This is a genomic window from Streptomyces sp. NBC_01635 (genome assembly GCF_045209715.1).
Taxonomy (GTDB): domain Bacteria; phylum Actinomycetota; class Actinomycetes; order Streptomycetales; family Streptomycetaceae; genus Streptomyces; species Streptomyces hirsutus.
In genome coordinates this window covers 3,255,785-3,273,814 of record NZ_CP109277.1, presented here as the reverse complement: position 1 = coordinate 3,273,814, position 18,030 = coordinate 3,255,785, and the positions used below count along the sequence as shown (strand labels likewise).

The window sequence follows — 18,030 nt, the reverse complement described above, 5'->3', positions numbered from 1 at the left end:
GACCGGCGCATCCGTGCGCGAAGCCCCATGAGATTCCGTCCGATTGACTCCGATCGACTCCGATTGATTCCCAGAGATTCCAAGCGATTCCGATTGATTCCGACGAGGAGGCCCACAGTGGCTGCTGCACCGGCGTTCGTTCTGTCCCCGCCCCTGTCCAAACCCGAGGCGGATCCGTCCGCCGACCTCGACGGCCTGCACAGCGCCGAAGCCGAAGGCATGCACGCCTGCGTCTTCAGCGCGGAGGGCCCCTGTGCGGGAGTCCCGCTCACCAGCGAGCCCCCGCTGCCCGACGCCGAACCCCTCACCAGTGAGCCCCCGCTCTCCGACGCCGCCCCCCTGACCAGCGAGTCCGACGCCTCCATGGACGCCACCGGACTCGACTCCTTCCCGGCGCAGTACGTCCCGGAGCCCTAGATGGCCGGTGCCGGACCGGCCGAGCCGCCTTCAGAGTCGTCCTCCGACCCTTCCGCGTCGCCCTCCGACCCTTCCGAGCCACCGTCCGGGCCTTCCACGCCGCCCTCCGGGCCGGCGCCGGAGCCTTCCGCGCCTTCCGCGGACCTGTCCCGGCTCGCCGCCCTCCACGGCGTCGCCACCTCCTACAACCCCTCCCCGGACCGTACGGTCGCCGCCTCGGCCACCGCCGTCACCCGCGCTCTGGCCGCCCTCGGCGTGGACGCGCGGACCCCCGAGGCCGTCCGTGCCGCGCTCGCCGCCCGCGAGCGTGAGCAGGCCGAGCGGCTGCTGCCGCCCACCGTGGTCGGCTGGGGCACCGGCACGCCGCCCGCCTTGGCCGCGCTCCCCGAAGGCACCCGGCTGCTCGTCCGCACCGAGCAGGGCGAGCCCCGCGCCTCGGCCGAGAACCTCCCGCCCGGCGTGCACCGGGTGACCGCCACCGCGCCCGACGGCCGCACCGGCGAGGCCCACCTGATCGTCGCCCCGCCCCGGCTGCCCGCGCCCCCGGCCCGCTCCTACGGACTCCTCGTCCAGCTCTACTCGCTCCTCTCCCGCCGCTCCTGGGGCATGGGCGACCTCGGCGACCTCGGTGAACTCGCCACCTGGGCCGGCCGCACCCTCGGCGCCGGATTCGTCCAGATCAACCCGCTGCACGCGGCCGTCCCCGGCCCTCCGACCGACCCCTCGCCCTACCGGCCGTCCTCCCGCCGTTTCCCGGACCCGGTCCACCTGCGGATCGAGGACATTCCGGAGTTCGCGTACGTGGGGGAGGGCGAGCGTGGAGTGGAGGGCGAGGGCGACGTGGAGGGCGAGGGCGACGTGGAGGGTGAGGGCGTTGCGGGAGCCGAGGACCTCGCGGGAGTCGAGGACGACCGCGCCCGGCAGCGGGACCCGCGGCGGGACACGCGACTGGACCCGCGACGGGATCGGCTGGGGGACCTGCTCCGGCGGGCCGCGGAGCTGCGCGAGGCGGTGCTGGACAAGGGCGCCCTGATCGACCGGGACGCCGTCTGGGCGGTCAAGAAGGCCGCACTCGAAGCAGTGGTGGACGAGGTGCCGCTCGGCCCCGGCCGCCTCGCCGCCTACCGCGACTTCCTCGCCGATCAGGGGCAGGCCCTGGAGGACCACGCCACCTGGTGCGCGCTCACCGAGGTGCACGGCCCCGACTGGCACACCTGGCCCGCCCCACTGCGCGACCCGCGCTCGCCCGGGACCGCGCGGGCCCGCCACGAACTGGCGGCCCGGGTCGACTTCCACTCCCGGCTGGCCTGGCTCACCGACACCCAGCTCACCGCCGCCCAGCGGGCCGCGCGCGAGGCCGGGATGCCGCTCGGGATCATCCACGACCTCGCGGTCGGCGTGCACCCCGGCGGCTCCGACGCCTGGGCGCAGCAGGACGTCCTCGCCGCCGGCATGTCGGTCGGCGCACCCCCGGACGCCTTCAACGCCCGCGGCCAGGACTGGGGCCTGCCGCCCTGGCGCCCCGACCGGCTCGCCGCCTGTGGCTACGCGCCGTTCCGCGCCCTGCTCCAGGCCCTGCTCCGGTACGCGGGCGCCCTGCGCATCGACCACGTCATGGGCCTGTTCCGGCTCTGGTGGGTGCCCCAGGGACAGCCGCCCACCGAGGGCACGTACGTCCGCTACGACGCCGAGGCGATGCTCGCCGTCCTCGTCCTGGAGGCATCCCGCGCCGGGGCTGTGGTGATCGGCGAGGACCTGGGCACGGTCGAGCCCGGCGTGCGCGAGACGCTGCGCGAACGCGGGGTGTACGGGACGTCGGTGCTCTGGTTCGAACGGGACTGGGAGGGCGACCGCCGGCCACTGCCGCCGGAGGCCTGGCGCGCCGACTGCCTGGCCACCGTCACCACCCACGACCTGCCGCCCACCGCGTCCCGCCTCACCGGCGAACACGTCGAGCTCCGCGACGGCCTCGGCCTGCTCACCCGCCCCCTCGCCGAGGAGTACGCGGAGGCCGTCGCGGACACCGCGGAGTGGCTGGACCTGCTGACCGGGTTAGATCTCCTGCACGGCCACGGCACGAGCGGCACCGCCACCACGGAGGAGGAGGCACGCATCCAGGCCGTCCACCGCTACCTGCTGCGCACCCCCGCCCGGATGATCGGCGTCTGGCTCCCCGACGGCGTCGGCGACCGGCGCCCGCAGAACCTCCCCGGCACCTGGGACCAGTACCCGAACTGGCGACTGCCCATCGCCGACGCGCAGGGCCGCCCGATCACCCTGGAGGAACTGACGGCGTCCCCGAGACTGCGCGCCCTGCTCGACGTGGTGCGCGCATGCTCCGACCGGCCGGGCGGAGCGGACCGTACGGACAGCGCGGACGCCCCGGGCGAGACCTGAGGGCAAACCTGGTCGCACCGGGACATACCCGGTGCGACCGGGGTCCCGTACGCACCCCCGGACGCGCGGGCCCCACGGCGGTTCGCTACGTTGGCACCGTGGACAAGACGAACGCCCTGCGCGCCGGCGCCCTGGCAGCCGGTACGACGCTGATGATGCTGCTCATGACGTCCCCCGCGCTCGCGCTCACCCGCGACGACGGCGACGACCCCGGCACGGGCCTGAGCGTGATCGAGACGCTGGGCCTGTACGTCGTGGCCCCGATCGCGCTCTTCCTGGTCATCGCCGGGCTGGTGATGGTCGGCGACAAGTCGCACAAGAAGAAGGACACGACCAGCTCCAACATCGCGATCAAGCCGGACGCCAAGGCCGACGTCAAGGCCTGACCCCGGTCCCGAACTCCGGCCGGTCGTCCCCGCAGCTTTCCGAGGGCGCCGACCCCGCCACCCGTACGCGCGAATCGCCGTAGGGGTGGCAGGGTCGGCGCCCTTCGTGCTGGCCACCGCTCCACATCGATGAATCATGTCCGGAGCAGCCGGCCGGGGGCGATGCTCACGACGAGGGGCAGCAGTCCGAGCCGAGGGCGAACGCCTGGCGGCGACACGGTCACCACCGACGGCCTGTCCCTGTAGTCGGCGCTTTTGCCTCGTCCCGTCGGTGGCGCGTACGGCATGCTGCCCGGACGACGTTTCTTTTCTTTCCAGCCTGAGACGATCACCGGGACCGTAGGAACGAATGCAGGGGTGGGGAACATGATTGCTCTGGTGCTGCTCGGCATCTTGGCGCTCGTCGTCGGCGGGTGCGTGTGTGTGGTGTGGGCGGAGCGCGGCGGGCCCCGCTGGGCCCGCGCCGTGGCGGCCGTGACGCTCGGTGCGGGGGAGTTGCTGCGCAGCTTCGGGAAGAACCGGGACCAGGGGCTGGGCCAGAGCGCCGACGACGGTGACTAGGGCACTGAGAGAGGGGCCGACGGCCACGACGCCGTCGGAACCACCGTCAAAAAGGGTCTCCCCGAGCAGTATTGACACCGAGTGTCCCCGACGCGCTGACGGGCCAAGCCCGTTCGGCTGCCGCAGTGGCGGGTCGGGTCGATCCCTGTCGTCACAACGACGCGGACACGACCGGGTGTTCAGGGTGGAGAACGCTGTTTCTAGACTCCGTCCATGGATACTCAAGCCACCCTGCCCGAGGCGCCGGCCGGCGACGCCGCCGAACCCGCCCTCTTCGCGACCATGTCCACCATGCGGGCCATGCGGCGCATCCAGCCCGACCCGGTGCCCGACGAGCTCCTGGACCGGCTGATCCAGGCCGCCGTCTGGGGCCCCAGCGGCGGCAACATGCAGCGCTACGAGTACGTCGTCGTCACCGACCCCGAGGTCATGGCCGAGCTCGCGCCGCTGTGGAAGCGGTGCGTGGACGCGTACCTCGCCACCACCGGCAAGTACGCCCCCGCCGGCATGGACGAGGCCGCGTACGGGCGCATGGTCGCCGCCATCGAGTACCAGCGCGACCACTTCGCCGAGACCCCGGCGCTGATCATCCCCTGTTACCGGTTCCCGGAGCCGAGGATGGAGGAGGAGGGCGTACGGAAGTACGCCGAGGAGCTCGGCCCCGAGGCGACGGCCCGCATGGGGCGGATCCAGGAGCGCTTCTCCGCGCTCGCGGAGGGCTCCTGCGTCTACCCGGGCGTGCAGAACCTGCTGCTCGCCGCGCGGGCCCTGGGGCTGGCCGCCAACATCACCATCTGGCACCTGATGCTGGAGGAGGAGTGGAAGGCGGCCCTCGGCATCCCCGAGGACATGAACACCTTCGCCGTCATCCCGGTGGGGTGGCCGCGCGGCAACTTCGGCCCGGTGAGCCGCCGCCCGGTCGCGGAGGTCGTGCACCGCAACCGCTGGTAGGTCACGGACGCCGGGCCGCAGGCGCAGGGCGCTGCGCCGTTGAGCCGCCGGACCGTTGAGCCGCCGGGCCGCCGCCGGGCACCGGGCGGGGGAGGATGCCCCGCCCGGAACACGGTGGCGGCCCGGCGTTCGGCGTTCACGCTCCCGGACGTCGACCGGTCCGCCACCCCTACCTCTCGGTGGCGAGCAGCAATTCCCTCAGCAGATCAGCCAGTTGTTCCACCCGGTCCCCGTCCAGGGCGGACAGGGCCTCCGTCTGGAGGGCGAGGCCCGCGCCGACCGCCTCGTCGGCCAGACGCAGGCCCTGCTCGGTGAGCGTCACCTGGAGCCCCCGGCGATCGTGCGGGTCGGGGGAGCGGCGCAGCAGCCCCGCCCGCTCCAGCTTGTCGAGGCGGCCCGTCATCCCGCCGGTGGTGAGCATCAGCGTGGCCGAGAGCCGGCGCGGGGAGAGGGTGTAGGGCTCGCCGGAGCGGCGCAGGGCCGCGAGGACGTCGAACTCCCCGCGGGAGACGCCGTACTCGCCGTACGCCCTCTCCAACCGGTCGCCCATGGCGCGCGAGAGCCGCTGGACGCGGCCGAAGACCTCCATGGCGGCCGTGTCGAGGTCCGGCCGCTCCCGGCCCCACTGCTCGATGATCGCGTCGACGGGGTCCTTGCGCTGCTCGGGACGTGCACTCATGGGCAGGAGTATCCGTCCCCTCTCGGTCACCTGCAAGTAAGTAGCTTGCCGAAAAGTTGCTTAGCGCTAAGCTACTTACTTCCGACCTGAAATTGTCCCGGGAAAACGAAGAGGTGCGCCCCCATGGCCCCGAACCGCGCCGCCCTGATCGCGCTCACCGCCCTCGCCCCCGTCTCCTGGGGCACCACCTACGCCGTCACCACCGAGTTCCTCCCGGCCGACCGCCCCCTGTTCACCGGCCTGATGCGCGCCCTGCCCGCCGGACTGCTGCTGCTCGCGCTCGCCCGGGTGCTGCCGCGCGGCGCCTGGTGGTGGAAGGCGGCCGTGCTCGGCGCGCTGAACATCGGGGCGTTCTTCCCGCTGCTGTTCCTCTCCGCGTACCGCCTGCCCGGCGGTCTGGCGGCGGCCGTCGGCTCGATCGCACCGTTGTGCGTGGTCGGCCTTTCGGTACTGCTGCTGGGGCAGCGGCCGACGGCGCGCACCCTGCTCGCCGGGGTCGCGGCCGCGTGCGGCGTGAGCCTGGTCGTCCTGAAGGCGGCCGGGGCGCTGGACCCGCTCGGCGTGCTCGCGGCGCTCGCCTCCATCGCCTCGATGTCCACCGGCACCGTGCTCACCCAGCGGTGGGGCCGCCCCGAGGGCGTCGGTCCGCTCGCGCTCACCGGCTGGCAGCTGACCGCGGGCGGCCTGCTGATCGCCCCGCTCGCCCTGCTGATCGAGGGCGCCCCGCCGGCCCTGGACGCCCCGGCGATCGGCGGCTACCTCTACCTCGCCCTGGTGAACACGGCGGTCGCGTACTGGCTCTGGTTCCGCGGCATCGGTCGCCTCACCGCCACCCAGGTCACCTTCCTCGGCCCGCTCTCCCCGCTCACCGCGGCCGTCATCGGCTGGGCGGCACTCGGCGAGGCGCTGACGCCGTGGCAAATGGCCGGCATGGCACTGGCGTTCGGGGCGACGATGGCGGGCCAGCTCGCACCCGCACCCCGGCGGAAGGCTTCACGGCACTGCGAGACGACGGACCGCCGCCCGTCGGTGGGGCCCCCTGCACGTAGCGGAACGGCGGACCGTGACGCGCGGCCCCGCCATTCGTCGAACCCACGCTGAACCCGCACGCCGGACCGGCAGGGAAGGCGCCGACGGACGGGCGGCGGTGTGAAGGGCCGCGGCGGCTCGGGCCCCTCGGCCGCGAGAAGTGACGCACGGTTCGCGCCACGCGGGGCGAAAGTGGCGCGAACGGATATTGCCGCCCTGTTTCACGACGCGCAGCCTGGGAGTCCGCGGGAGCGCTCCCATGCCATCGAGCCCCGCAGGGGAACGATCACGCCTGCTGCCCGGGGGAGCGCCAGAAGCACCAGAAGCACCAGAAGCACCACCGCCGTGCAAACGTCCTCGTTTCTGGAGCCGACATGCTACGACGCCGCTGGAGCGGGCCCCTTCTGCTGGCCCTCCTGCTGACCGCCCTCGCTCCCCTGCCGGCCGCGGCCCGGCCCGTCGCGGCGGCTCCTCCCGCGGCGGCGGACACCGTGTCGCCCGGGACGGCAACGGCGAAAGGCGCCTCGACCGTGCCCCTGCCGTCGCTCAGCGCGACCACCACCCAGGTCGCCCGCGGGCTGAGACGGCCCACCACTGTGGTCGGTGCCGACGACGGCACGGACAGGCTGTTCATCACCGAGAAGTCCGGCACCGTCCGCGTCTACCACCCGGACACCGGCCTGGCCGCGTCCCCGCTCATCGACATCACGTCGGCCGTGGACGAATCGGGCAACGAGCGCGGCCTGCTCGGCATCGCCCTCCCGCCCGACTTCGCCGCCAGCCAGAACCTGTACCTGGCGTACACGGCACTGCCGGACGGCGCGGTCACTCTCGCCCGCTACCGGCTCGACGAGTCCCGCCTGGAGGTCCTGCTCTCCCAGAAACACGCCGAGTACAACAACCACAACGGCGGCCAGCTCGCATTCGGCCCCGACGGCAACCTGTACTGGAGCATCGGCGACGGCGGCGGCTCCGGGGACCCCTTCCGTTCCGGCCAACGGCTGGACACCCTGCTGGGCAAGATCATGCGGATCGACGTGAGCCGCGGTTGCGGCCCGCTTCCTTACTGCGTCCCCGCCGACAACCCCTTCGTGGGCACGGACGGAGCCCGCGAGGAGATCTGGCTGTACGGGCTGCGCAACCCGTGGCGGTTCTCCTTCGACGACGCCGACGGATCGATGTGGATCGGCGACGTCGGCCAAGGCCGATGGGAGGAGGTCGACCACCTCGCCCCCGGACAGGGCGGGCTGAACCTCGGCTGGTCCTGCTACGAAGGGCTGGAGAAATTCAAGGGCGGCGACTGCGTGCCCGGTGAGACGTACACCGAGCCGGTCTTCACGTACTCCCCGTACACCGGCGGCTGTTCGGTCATCGGCGGCCGTGTCTACCGCGGCCAGAAGTACGCCGACCTGGTCGGCGGCACGTACATCGCCACCGACTACTGCTCGTCCACGGTCTGGGCGCTGCGCCCCGACGGCAGCGGCGGCTACGAGCAGGCCGAGATCGGGGAGATGCCCACCCAGGTGACGTCGATCGGCACGACCGCCGAAGGGGAGTTCTACGTCGTCAACGACCTGCCCGGCGGCCTGCACCGGGTGTCGTTCGCGCGGGAGGAGCCCACCTGCCGGGTGGACCGTACGGTGACGACCTGGGGGACCGGCCTGACGGTCGACCTCACCGTCACCAACACCGGCAGCACCCCGGTGAACGGCTGGACGCTGGAGTTCCCGCTGGCCCTCGGGCAGACCGTCGTCTCCGACTGGAACACGAACCTGACCCAGGGAAGCAACGTGATCACGGCGACCGACGCCTCCCACAACGCCATGATCGCTCCGGGCGCGAGCATCACCCTCGGCTACCTCGCCGGCCACACCGGCGACGCGTCACCGCCGCCACGGTTCATGCTCAACGGGGATGCCTGTGCGGTCGGCCGCTGAACCACCGGCGTGGCCCGGCGGTTCCACGGCCACGCCTCCGACGGCCTGAGCGGCACCCAGCTCGCACCACACGTACTTGCCCCGGCTGCCCTCACGCGAGAGCGGCTGCCAGCCCCAGACATCGGCACAGGCCCGCACCAGGGCGAGCCCCCGCCCGTCCTCCCGGTCCAGCGCCGGCGCGAAGGGCTGCGGCGGCTGGGGCGGGGACGGATCCGCGTCCCACGCCCCGATCCGCAGGACACCCGAGGCCGAGCAGCGCACCCGCAGCGCGGCGGGCCCCTTGGTGTGCCGCACGGCGTTGCCGATCAACTCCGCCGCGAGCAACTCCGCGACGTCGACCTGCCCGATCAGACCGTGCACCGTGAGGATCAGGCGCAGGGTGCGACGGCAGACGGTGACGGCTCGGGGGTCGTTCGGGATGGAGAGGGAGTACTCCCACGGGCGCGGGTCGGTTTCGGGCATGCGAACTCCTGTTGAGTGAAGGTTGGTTGGAGGGAGCAGCAGTCGTGGTCGACGGTGTCGTTGCCGCTCGCGTTGTGGCATGGCGGAGCGGTGCGCTTCCGGCGCAGATGGCTACTCAAAGCGTTCGTTGCGTCACCGAAAGTAGACCTTAGATTTAACCTGAGGCAAGCGGATCGCGTAGCCTGACGCCCGAACGAGTCGTGCTGCTGACAGGCGTGCTGAGGAAGGGCGATCGATGGGCAGTAGGCGTGAGCCGACAGCGCGGCAGCTACGTCTAGCCGCTGAACTGCGCAGACTTCGGGAGGCCGCAGACCTCAGTGCCCGCGAGGCGGCGGCACTGCTCGGCGTGAATTCTGTGCAGATCAGCCAGATCGAGGCCGGCACCACCGGTGTGAGCGAGCAGCGATTGCGTCGCATGGCTGCCCACTACGCCTGCACGGACGAGAAATTGGTCGACGCGTTGGCTGTGATGGCAGCCGACCGGGTCCGTGGCTGGTGGGAGGAATACAGGGGCCTCCTGCCCACCTCATTCCTCGACCTGTCCGAGCTGGAGCATCACGCCACCTTCCGGTGGGACGTGGACTTCCTCCATGTCCCCGGTCTGCTGCAGACTGCGGATTACGCGCGGGCGCTCTTCTCGAGAAGGGTGCCCGAACTACCTGAAGAAGACCTCGAATTGCGTGTACGCCACCGGATGCAGAGGCGAGTCGTCATCGACGGCGCGCAGCCGGTGCCGTACGAGGCGCTGATCCATGAGGCGGCCCTGCGTATCAGGGTAGGTGGGCGGGAGACGTCACGGACGCAGCTTTCCACCCTCCTGGAGCTGATGGAGAGCGACTGCGTGACCGTACGTGTCATCCCTTTCGACCTGGAGGAATTCGCGGACATCAGCGCCGCCATGGTCTACGTCGGTGGCGCTGTTCCGAGGTTGGACACGGTGGTCCGAGACGGTCCTCAAGGGGCGCTCTTCGTGGAGAGTGAAGCGCAACTCGGCGTCTTCCGAACGCTTTTCCGTAGAGTGAAGGCGGTGGCGCTCGAACCTCGGCGTTCCCGTGATCTCATCCACCGGCTGGTGAAGGAGCTGTGAGGTCCGCGATGACGACCCCTGGCCTCTGGAAGAAGTCGTCCTACTCGGGCAGCGGTGACGGCAACGCCTGTGTCGAGGTCGCCCTGTGCCAACCATGCATAGCCATCCGTGACTCGAAAAGTCTTGCCCGCGGCACCCTGACCGTGCGTACCGGCGTGTTCACCGCCTTCGTCGATGCTCTGAAGGGGCACGAAGGGCGCCCGGTGTAGCTACCGGACGGTTTGTGCCGTGTGTGCGGGCCTACGCTTTCGCGTCTGCAGTGTTCGAGGCTCGGGCCGCAGGGGGCGTATGCCGTGCCGACGCGTGACGCTGAAGGGGAAGCAGGCCCTGCTGGGCGCCGGACTGTCCTGCCGTGAACCTGGCTTCACGGAATCTCCACGACTAAGCTCCGTGCGTATTACAGTCTTCTTCGTGCGACTCGTCATCTTGTGTCGCGCAAGGGGGTAGAGGGGTGGAATCCCCCGTCTGCCCAGGGTGTGCCGTTGGGGGGCTTTGTGCAGGAAATGATCAAGGGCTCGAACGTGGCCCTGACGGACCTGAGCGACGACGTCGGTTCAGTGATCGTCGGTCTGGGCTGGGCCAGCCCTACCGGTGAGGGCGACGCGGATGTGTCGGTCCTGCTGCTGGACGCGAACGGCAAGGTGCGCAGCGACAGCGACTTCTACTTCTACAACCATCCGGTAGCCGCTGATGGAAGCGTGCAGCTTCTGGGCAAGACGCCGACGGCGGACGGCAGCGAGGACCGGATCAGCTTCGACCTCACCGCGGTACCGTCCGAGATCGACCGGATCGTCGTCGCTGCGAGCCGGTACGGCGGAGCCCGCTTCGGTGAGCTGGAAGACGTGCGGATCACGCTGGCCGACGCAGCCGGTGAGAACCTCTGCCGGTTCGCCGTCGATGACGCCGGCTCCGTGACGGCGGTCATCTTCGGCGAGCTGTACAGGCGCGGAGAGGAGTGGAAGTTCCGTGCCGTCGGCCAGGGCTACGAAACCGGTCTTGCGGGGCTGGCGACGGACTTCGGCGTCGATATCGAGGACGACGCTGCCGCGGAGGCGGAGGGGGCACTCAACGATGCCGAAGGCGACGAGCAGGCGGAGGTGACGAGTCCGGCGCCGATCGAGGAGCCGGACCGGCAGGTGACGGGGGAGGACATTCCTGCTCCTCGTCGGCCTGAGGGCGAGGTCGTCGAGCCGAAGAAGCCTGCCGCTCGTCCCCGCACCGCGAAGAAGAAGGTCACCCTTCCCAAGACGGTCAAGAAGACTCTGGCGGAGAACGACTCCTGGAGGCAGGCCAGACTTTTCCCGGTCTCGGTGCTCAAGAACGACCGGGACCGTGAGATGCGCGCCACCTCGGTGCTGCTGTCGGTGATGGCGCAGGTGCCGGAGTTCAGCAGGAGACTCACCGCCGGGTTCGGGGCTCCGGCGGGTCGCATGGAGACGTTCACGGAGGTCTCCCTGCCTCATGGTGACAGTCCGCGGCGCCCGGACGGGGTGATCCGTGTGGAGCGGGCCGGCAAGTTGTGGACCGCGCTGGTCGAGACGAAGACCAACGGCAACGGGCTCAAGGCCGACCAGGTGCAGGCGTACATGGACATCGCCGCGCGCCGCGGTTATGAAGCCGTGATCACGCTGACGAACGACGTCGCACTGGAGGGCAGCCCGCTCGTCGATGTCAAGATCGACAAGCGGCGCAAGCACAAAGTGGCCCTGTGGCACCTGTCCTGGGCGGAAGTCGTTCACCAGGCACAGATGCTGATCAGGCATGAGGGAGTGAGCGACGCGGCGCACGCCTGGCTTCTGCAGGAGCTGCTGCACTACCTGCAGCACGAGAACTCCGGCTGCCACGGCTTCCAGAACATGGGGCCCGCCTGGGTCCCCGTGCGCAACGGGATCGACGACGAAACCCTCTGCCAGGGCGACGCACGGGCACTGGAGGTGGTCGAGAACTGGGAACGGCTCATCCGCCAGGTCTGCCTCAGGCTGGGCGGCGAACTCGGACAGAAGGTACTGCCCGTCCAGCGGGCCAAGCGCGGAGCGGATCCCAAGGAACGCCGAAACCGCCTCGCCGACCAGCTCTGTCTCGATGGAGGACTCCAGGCGGAGCTGCGCATCGAGGGCACCCCCGGCGTCCTGGCCGTCAGCGCCGACCTGCGCACCGGCAAACTGCGCACCTCCATCGAAATCCCGGCGCCCGAGCAGGGCTATCCCCTGAGCTGGGCCAAGCGACTCGTCCGCCGCCTGGCCGAGGCACCGGCGGACCTCCACGTCGAAACCCTCGTCGACAGCGAAACCGGAGGTCCACGCGGGACGCTGGAGCGGCTCCGCCCCGAGCCGGCGGACCTGCTCCCCAAGGACAACGGCACCAAGATCACCGGGTTCCGTCTGTCCCTGCTCAAGAGCATGGGAAGCGGCCGCGGCAACGCCGAGTCCGGCTTCATCCGCAGCGTCGACGACGCTGTACACCGCTTCTACACCACCGTCGTCATCCATCTGGACGCCCCGACAACACGCCGAACGTCGTCCAAGGAACGCGCGACGACCGGATGACGCCCGGGCGCTGACAACGGCAACGGCCTCCCGGCTCACCGCGAGACCGTCCTCTTGCACCGTCCACTCGCCCCCAGGTCTCGCTGCTCGGGAAGCCGCAGCGTTACCTGGGGTGAGGCCTGCCCGGATCAGTCGCATCGAATCCGCTCTCGCGGGAGTGAGTAAGGAGTGCCTACGTCAACTTGCTTCCAACTACTCCTGTGCGGATGCCGATCGCCTACATGAATCCGGAGCTCCCGGATGTCGAGGTGGAGTACCGGGTGGGCCACAGGATGCGGCGAAGGCCATCATCGAAGGACCCGACCCGATCCCGTACGAGACGGTGATCCACGAAGCGGCGCTACGTATAACGGGCTGCCCCGCGATTGATCTTGGGGCGTGCTGGTCCAGGGGTTCGGCGGGCTGGTGGTTCAGCAATCGCATGTCGGCCCGTTACTCGTACCGGTACTTCAGCGAATCCGCCTCCGCCTGCTCGATGTCAGCGATCGTCAGCGCCGGCATCCGCAGCTGGGCCAGCGTCACCTCGGCCGAGGTCGGCTGGGCGTCCGCCGGCAGCCACTGCTCCGGCTTCCAGGCCCCGCTGCGCAGCAGCGACTTGGGGCAGTGCGGGTAGACCTCCTCGATCCCCAGCACCAGCGCACTGGCCGGCGGCTTGCCCACGGCGGTCAGCTGCGACAGCAGCTCCGGGCGGGTGGAGACGACAGCCCGGCCGTTCACCCTGAGCGTCGTGGTGCGCCCCGGGATGACGAACAGCAGCCCGGCCCGCCCAGTGGCGACAACGTTCTGCAGGGTGTCCAGACGCTTGTTGCCGGTCGCGTCCGGTATCGCCACCGTCCGTGCGTCCAGGACGGCGACGAACCCGGCAGGGCCTCCGCGAGGGGAAACGTCACAGTTGCCCTCGGCATCCGCGCTGGCGACCAGGACCAGCGATGAACATCCGATCAACCGCCGGGTCTGTTCGGTGAGTTCGGTCATCTGCTTACGCACGGCCGCGTCACTGGGCAGTTCGTAGGCCCGGCGCAGCGCCTCCCGGTCCGGCACGGCGTCGAGGCGGAGCGAGTCGAAGGCGCTGCCGGCAAGGGGTGTCGTCATGCCTCCGACCCTAACGGGCCGACCTGCGATTGATCTTGGCCGGTGAGTGCGGGGACATAGAGACACCCGCGCGAGTTGTCTGGTGTGTGAAGACCAAACAGGCCCGCGCGGCCATGTCCCATCCTGCCTTCTGCGGGCTGTCGCGCCACCGTCTGGGCGAGTTGGTCGCAGAACTCGCTCCGCGTTGGGTGGCGCGCTGTGAGTCCGGGCGCCATGAGCGACGTGAGGGCGACCGCCGGCGGGAGGCGGGGGCCGGGCCGAAGTACGAACCGGTCTTCACCGACCGGCTCCTGGTGCCACTGATCCATCTGCGGACCGGGCTCACCCATGAGGCGTTGAGCGTGCTCTACGAGGTGGGGTCCTCCACGATCGGCCGGGCGATCCGGGAGGTCCGCCCGCTGCCGGCGGACCGTGGGTTCGCCGTCCCCGACCGGCCCGGCATCCGGCTACGGACCCTGGAGGACGTGTTCGTATATGTCGCGGCCGAGGACGTCACCTTGCGGATCGACGGGATGGAGACCCAGGTCCGCCGCCCACACGCGGGCCGCCCCGGTCCCCGACCGCGCCGCCAAGCGACCCACCCGGTACAACCCGAGCACCGAGCCGGCGCACGTCCGCACAACGGCCTGCTGAACCACTTGCCTGCCGAACCCGCAGGCCAACACGCCCCAAGATCAATCGCGGGTCAGCCCGTAAGTGTTGCCGGACGCACGGTGATACGAGCTCAACTCACTCGCATCCTGGAGACGGCAGACGCCGACCATGTCACCGTCAGGGGTATCCCCTTCGCGCTGGACGACTTCGCGGGTGCGGGAAGCGCCATGGTGCACCTGGGCGGTCCGGTCCCGCGCCTGGACCGTGGTGCGCGACGCTCCCCGGTACGGCCTTCCTTGACGGTGAAGCCCAACTGGCGTATTTCGAAGACCTGTTCCGTAGTGTGAGGACCGGGTCACTCGCACCGGAGCCGTCGCGTGACCTCATTCATCAGCTGGCCAAGGAGCTGTGAGGTATCCGATGACCGCCCCCACGCAATGGCGCAAGTCTTCCTACTCAGGTGGCGGAGAGGGCAATGACTGCGTGGAGATCGCGGACTTGGGCGGCCACATAGCCATCCGTGACTCGAAGCGGCTCTCACGTGCCGCCTTCTCGGTCCCCATCCCCACCTTCGCTGCTTTCGTCGGCGCGCTCAAGGAGCGCCGAGGGGCTTGACGTGACGCGGGGCACCCTTTGAAATTTGATCCCCACGGGGGCGGGGAGCAGGGCAGGGACGCGCAGGTCGTGGCCGCGCGCCCGGGACCATCCCCGCGCCCGCGGGAATGGTCCCGGGCGGACGTTGCTGCACCAGTCCAGGTACTTCTGCTCCCCGCACCCGCGGGGATGGTCTCGGGGCGAGTCGCTCGGTCCACCGTTCGGCGACATGTTCCTGCTGATGATCTCTTTGTGCTTCACGGAGGACATCGCGATGGCCGTCCGGCCTGCGCGGCTGCTTATCGCCGGTTCGCGGCCGGCGCTGCCGCGGAGGCGGGGGCGTCGCGCAGGCCGAGCCGTAGATGCTCCACGTGAAAGAGGGCTTGCTCCAGGAGCTCGGCGACGTGGTTGTCGTGCAGCGAGTAGACGATGGAACGACCGTGGCGCTCGCCGGAGACCAGTCCCAGGTTGCGTAGCAGGCGCAGCTGGTGGGAGCAGGCGGAGGCTTCCATGCCGACGGAGTCGGCGAGGTCGCCGACCGAGCAGGGGCCTTCCTGGAGCCGGGCCAGGATGTACAGGCGTGAGGGGGTGGCCAGAGCCTGGAGGGTCGCGGCTACGTCGGTCGCCCCCGCCGCGTCCAGTCGCTCGCGCGGGGTGGCGTGGTTCCTGCCGTCGGCTCCGTGACCCATGCGTCCATCCTAACGACAACACATGAAAATCTGTTCAGGTATTCCTGTACGGTGAAGGTCGTTTCCCCTCCCGCCCGTGAAGGGTTCTTTGCCATGCCCTCTGTCCTGGACCAGCGACCCGCGCCGGCCGCAGCCGGGCCGCCTCCCGGCCTGCCGCGGCGCCGCACGCGCGTCCTGGCGCTGCCGGAGGCCCGGTGGGCGCTGGCTGCGCTGGTGTTGTTCCTGCTCGCCCTGCCGCTGTACCTGCTGGGTGCCCCGGGGTGGCTGTGGGGGGCGCTGTTCGCCGCCACCTACGTCGCCGGCGGCTGGGAGCCGGGTTGGGAGGGCTTGAAGGCCCTGAAGGACAAGACGCTGGACGTGGACCTGCTGATGGTCGTCGCGGCGCTCGGCGCCGCTGCGATCGGCCAAGTCCTGGACGGTGCGCTGCTGATCGTCATCTTCGCCACCTCCGGCGCCCTGGAGGCGATCGCGACCGCCCGCACCGCGGACTCCGTGCGCGGCCTGCTCGACCTCACCCCCTCCACCGCGACCAGGCTCCTGCCCGACGGCACCGAGGAGAGCGTCGACGCCTCACAGTTGAAGGTCGGGGACACGATCCTGGTCCGACCCGGCGAGCGGATCGGCGCCGACGGCCAGGTCCTCGACGGAGCCGGCGATGTCGACCAGGCCGGCATCACCGGCGAGCCTCTGCCGGTGGCGAAGCATTCCGGAGACGAGGTGTTCGCCGGCACCGTCAACGGCACCGGCGCCCTGCGCGTGCGGGTCGAGCGTGACCCGGCGGACTCGGTGATCGCCCGGATCGTGAAGATGGTCGAGGAAGCCTCCGAGACCAAGGCCCCCACGCAGCTGTTCATCGAGAAGATCGAGCAGCGTTATTCGATCGGCATGGTCATCGCGACCCTGGCCGTCTTCGCCGTCCCGCTCGCCTTCGGCGACGAGCTGCGGTCGGCTCTGCTGCGGGCGATGACGTTCATGATCGTCGCCTCGCCCTGTGCGGTGGTGCTCTCCACGATGCCGCCGCTGCTGTCCGCGATCGCCAATGCCGGACGCCACGGTGTGCTCGTCAAGTCCGCCGTCGTGATGGAACGCCTCGGGCAGATCGACGCCGTCGCGCTCGACAAGACCGGCACCCTGACCGAGGGCACCCCCCGCGTCACCGACATCCGCCCGCTTCCCGGCAGCGCCCTGGCCGAGGACGAGGTGCTCGCCCTCGCCGCCTCGGCCGAGCACCCCAGCGAGCACCCGCTGGCACGCGCCGTCGTGGACGCCGCCCGCGAACGCGCTCTGGTCCTGGCCGACGCGGGCGACTTCACCTCCGTCCCCGGTCAGGGCGTCACCGCCGTCATCGCCGGCCACACCGTCCAGGTCGGCTCCCCGGCCCGGCTGCTGCCCGCCGACGCCGACCCGGCCCACCAGAAGGTGGTGCGGGAGCTGGAGGACGCCGGGCGTACCGCGGTGGCGGTGCTGTGCGACGGCGCACCGGTGGGGGTGCTGGGCATCGCCGACCGGCTGCGGCCGGACGCCGCCGCCACCGTCGCCGCCCTCACCCGCCTGACCGGCCGCACCCCGGTGCTGCTGACCGGCGACAACGAGCGCGCCGCCCGGCACCTGGCCGCCGAGGTCGGCATCACGGACGTCCGCGCCGGGCTGCTGCCGCAGGACAAGGTCGCCGCTGTGCGGGAAGGGGAGGAGCAGGGCCGCAAGGTGCTCGTCGTCGGCGACGGTGTCAACGACGCACCTGCGCTTGCCGCCGCCCATTCCGGGATCGCCATGGGCAAGGCCGGCTCCGACCTAGCCCTGGAGACAGCCGATGCCGTTGTGGTCCGCGACGAGCTGGCCACCCTCCCCACCGTCGTGAACCTCTCGCGCACCGCCCGCCGCCTGGTCGTCCAGAACCTGGCCATCGCCGGGGTGTTCATCACCGTCCTGGTCGCCTGGGACCTGATCGGCACCCTCCCGCTGCCCCTCGGCGTCGCCGGGCACGAGGGATCCACCGTCATCGTCGGCCTCAACGGCCTGCGCCTGCTGCGCGAGGCAGCCTGGACCAACCCTGCCAAAGACACCGAGGACACCGCGTGAGTAAACGCACCCGCCGTGCCGCCCCCGTCGCGGGGGCCACACGGCCCACCATCACCGTCTGCCGCGGATGCTGCTGCGGCACCCCCAAGATCCCCGGCCTCGACCACACAGCCCAACTGCGCGACCTGCGCCAGGCTGTGGACGGCGCCGCGACCGTACGGGTCACCGGCTGCCTCGGCGCGTGCGAACGCGCCAACGTCATCGTCGTCCAGCCCTCCGCCGAAGGCCGCAAGAACGGCGGTGCCCCCGTCTGGCTCGGCCTGGTCAACGACCCCGACGCCACCACCGACATCACCACCTGGGTCGGCAACGGCGGCCCCGGCCTCGCCGACCCGCCCGGCATCCTCGACCTCTACACCTTCCAGCCCTCACGCCGCGTCCGCGCCGAACTCCACGACTGACCGACCTTCCGGGCCGGGCGCCGTCGCATCCGACTGCACACCAGCAGGCCCTCGCCCCAGTGCGCCACGATCGGTACACGTCCGTGGCCCTCGATCAGAGCGGCGTTCGCCGCGGCGACCGGGTCCGCC

General features: G+C 70.9%; 17 protein-coding genes and 1 pseudogene. 14 read left to right on the top strand and 4 right to left on the bottom strand.

The window, feature by feature from the left end; translation table 11 throughout:
• Nucleotides 1-117 precede the first annotated feature (117 nt).
• The 5 genes from OHB56_RS15340 to OHB56_RS15320 all read left to right on the top strand — a co-directional run bounded on the left by OHB56_RS15340 (nucleotide 118) and on the right by OHB56_RS15320 (nucleotide 4,712).
• Nucleotides 118-417: a hypothetical protein gene (locus tag OHB56_RS15340; RefSeq protein ID WP_350856526.1), complete on the top strand. Its 300-nt coding sequence runs from the start codon at nucleotides 118-120 to the stop codon at nucleotides 415-417.
• Nucleotides 418-2,814 carry a 4-alpha-glucanotransferase gene (gene malQ / locus OHB56_RS15335; RefSeq protein WP_406353836.1) on the top strand — a complete coding sequence of 799 codons (2,397 nt, stop codon included), beginning with the start codon at nucleotides 418-420 and terminating at the stop codon, nucleotides 2,812-2,814.
• Between the two features lie 98 nt (nucleotides 2,815-2,912).
• On the top strand, nucleotides 2,913-3,200 hold the full coding sequence (locus tag OHB56_RS15330) for a hypothetical protein (protein WP_326752782.1): 288 nt from the start codon (nucleotides 2,913-2,915) through the stop codon (nucleotides 3,198-3,200).
• A gap of 366 nt (nucleotides 3,201-3,566) precedes the next feature.
• Complete coding sequence (locus OHB56_RS15325; protein ID WP_326752781.1) at nucleotides 3,567-3,761, top strand: hypothetical protein; 195 nt, start codon at nucleotides 3,567-3,569, stop codon at nucleotides 3,759-3,761.
• 213 nt (nucleotides 3,762-3,974) lie between these two features.
• Complete coding sequence (locus OHB56_RS15320; protein ID WP_406353833.1) at nucleotides 3,975-4,712, top strand: nitroreductase family protein; 738 nt, start codon at nucleotides 3,975-3,977, stop codon at nucleotides 4,710-4,712.
• A 169-nt stretch (nucleotides 4,713-4,881) separates the two neighbouring features.
• Here the strand turns inward: OHB56_RS15320 and OHB56_RS15315 are convergent, their stop codons facing one another.
• The gene (locus OHB56_RS15315; protein WP_406353831.1) at nucleotides 4,882-5,391 is read right to left on the bottom strand and encodes a MarR family winged helix-turn-helix transcriptional regulator; all 510 of its coding nucleotides are present in this window, start codon (nucleotides 5,389-5,391) and stop codon (nucleotides 4,882-4,884) included.
• 123 nt (nucleotides 5,392-5,514) lie between these two features.
• Here OHB56_RS15315 and OHB56_RS15310 point away from each other — a divergent pair, with 123 nt between their 5' ends.
• Together OHB56_RS15310 and OHB56_RS15305 are read left to right on the top strand one after the other, a co-directional pair.
• A complete protein-coding gene (locus OHB56_RS15310) occupies nucleotides 5,515-6,492 on the top strand; it encodes an EamA family transporter (protein ID WP_406353830.1) in 978 nt (325 codons plus the stop codon).
• Between the two features lie 302 nt (nucleotides 6,493-6,794).
• Entirely contained in the window at nucleotides 6,795-8,357 is a 1,563-nt protein-coding gene (locus tag OHB56_RS15305) for a PQQ-dependent sugar dehydrogenase (protein ID WP_406353828.1), read from the top strand.
• A 48-nt stretch (nucleotides 8,358-8,405) separates the two neighbouring features.
• Here the strand turns inward: OHB56_RS15305 and OHB56_RS15300 are convergent.
• A pseudogene (locus OHB56_RS15300) lies at nucleotides 8,406-8,819 on the bottom strand (ATP-binding protein); the annotation flags it as partial.
• Nucleotides 8,820-9,054: 235 nt separating this feature from the next.
• Between OHB56_RS15300 and OHB56_RS15295 the strand changes: the two are divergent.
• From OHB56_RS15295 to OHB56_RS15285, 3 genes are all read left to right on the top strand, one after another.
• Nucleotides 9,055-9,906, top strand: a complete 852-nt coding sequence (locus OHB56_RS15295) for a helix-turn-helix transcriptional regulator (protein WP_326752776.1) — start codon at nucleotides 9,055-9,057, stop codon at nucleotides 9,904-9,906.
• 8 nt (nucleotides 9,907-9,914) lie between these two features.
• Nucleotides 9,915-10,115 carry a DUF397 domain-containing protein gene (locus OHB56_RS15290; protein WP_406353826.1) on the top strand — a complete coding sequence of 67 codons (201 nt, stop codon included), beginning with the start codon at nucleotides 9,915-9,917 and terminating at the stop codon, nucleotides 10,113-10,115.
• 294 nt (nucleotides 10,116-10,409) lie between these two features.
• Nucleotides 10,410-12,452, top strand: coding sequence for a TerD family protein (locus tag OHB56_RS15285; RefSeq protein ID WP_406353824.1), 2,043 nt, complete (start codon nucleotides 10,410-10,412; stop codon nucleotides 12,450-12,452).
• Between the two features lie 432 nt (nucleotides 12,453-12,884).
• Here OHB56_RS15285 and OHB56_RS15280 read toward each other — a convergent pair whose 3' ends face one another.
• Complete coding sequence (locus OHB56_RS15280) at nucleotides 12,885-13,544, bottom strand: MSMEG_1061 family FMN-dependent PPOX-type flavoprotein (RefSeq protein WP_326752773.1); 660 nt, start codon at nucleotides 13,542-13,544, stop codon at nucleotides 12,885-12,887.
• A gap of 86 nt (nucleotides 13,545-13,630) precedes the next feature.
• Here OHB56_RS15280 and OHB56_RS15275 point away from each other — a divergent pair, with 86 nt between their 5' ends.
• Both OHB56_RS15275 and OHB56_RS15270 read left to right on the top strand, forming a co-directional pair.
• The gene (locus OHB56_RS15275) at nucleotides 13,631-14,485 is read left to right on the top strand and encodes a transposase family protein (RefSeq protein WP_406353822.1); all 855 of its coding nucleotides are present in this window, start codon (nucleotides 13,631-13,633) and stop codon (nucleotides 14,483-14,485) included.
• A 73-nt stretch (nucleotides 14,486-14,558) separates the two neighbouring features.
• Nucleotides 14,559-14,753, top strand: a complete 195-nt coding sequence (locus OHB56_RS15270) for a DUF397 domain-containing protein (RefSeq protein WP_326752771.1) — start codon at nucleotides 14,559-14,561, stop codon at nucleotides 14,751-14,753.
• Nucleotides 14,754-15,031: 278 nt separating this feature from the next.
• Here the strand turns inward: OHB56_RS15270 and OHB56_RS15265 are convergent, their stop codons facing one another.
• A complete protein-coding gene (locus OHB56_RS15265) occupies nucleotides 15,032-15,421 on the bottom strand; it encodes a metalloregulator ArsR/SmtB family transcription factor (protein WP_326752770.1) in 390 nt (129 codons plus the stop codon).
• Nucleotides 15,422-15,514: 93 nt separating this feature from the next.
• Here OHB56_RS15265 and OHB56_RS15260 point away from each other — a divergent pair, with 93 nt between their 5' ends.
• Together OHB56_RS15260 and OHB56_RS15255 are read left to right on the top strand one after the other, a co-directional pair.
• Nucleotides 15,515-17,500 carry a heavy metal translocating P-type ATPase gene (locus OHB56_RS15260; protein WP_406353819.1) on the top strand — a complete coding sequence of 662 codons (1,986 nt, stop codon included), beginning with the start codon at nucleotides 15,515-15,517 and terminating at the stop codon, nucleotides 17,498-17,500.
• Nucleotides 17,497-17,901 carry a (2Fe-2S) ferredoxin domain-containing protein gene (locus tag OHB56_RS15255; RefSeq protein ID WP_326752768.1) on the top strand — a complete coding sequence of 135 codons (405 nt, stop codon included), beginning with the start codon at nucleotides 17,497-17,499 and terminating at the stop codon, nucleotides 17,899-17,901. The genes OHB56_RS15260 and OHB56_RS15255 overlap by 4 nt, the downstream gene beginning before the upstream one ends.
• The last annotated feature ends 129 nt before the right edge of the window (nucleotides 17,902-18,030 follow it).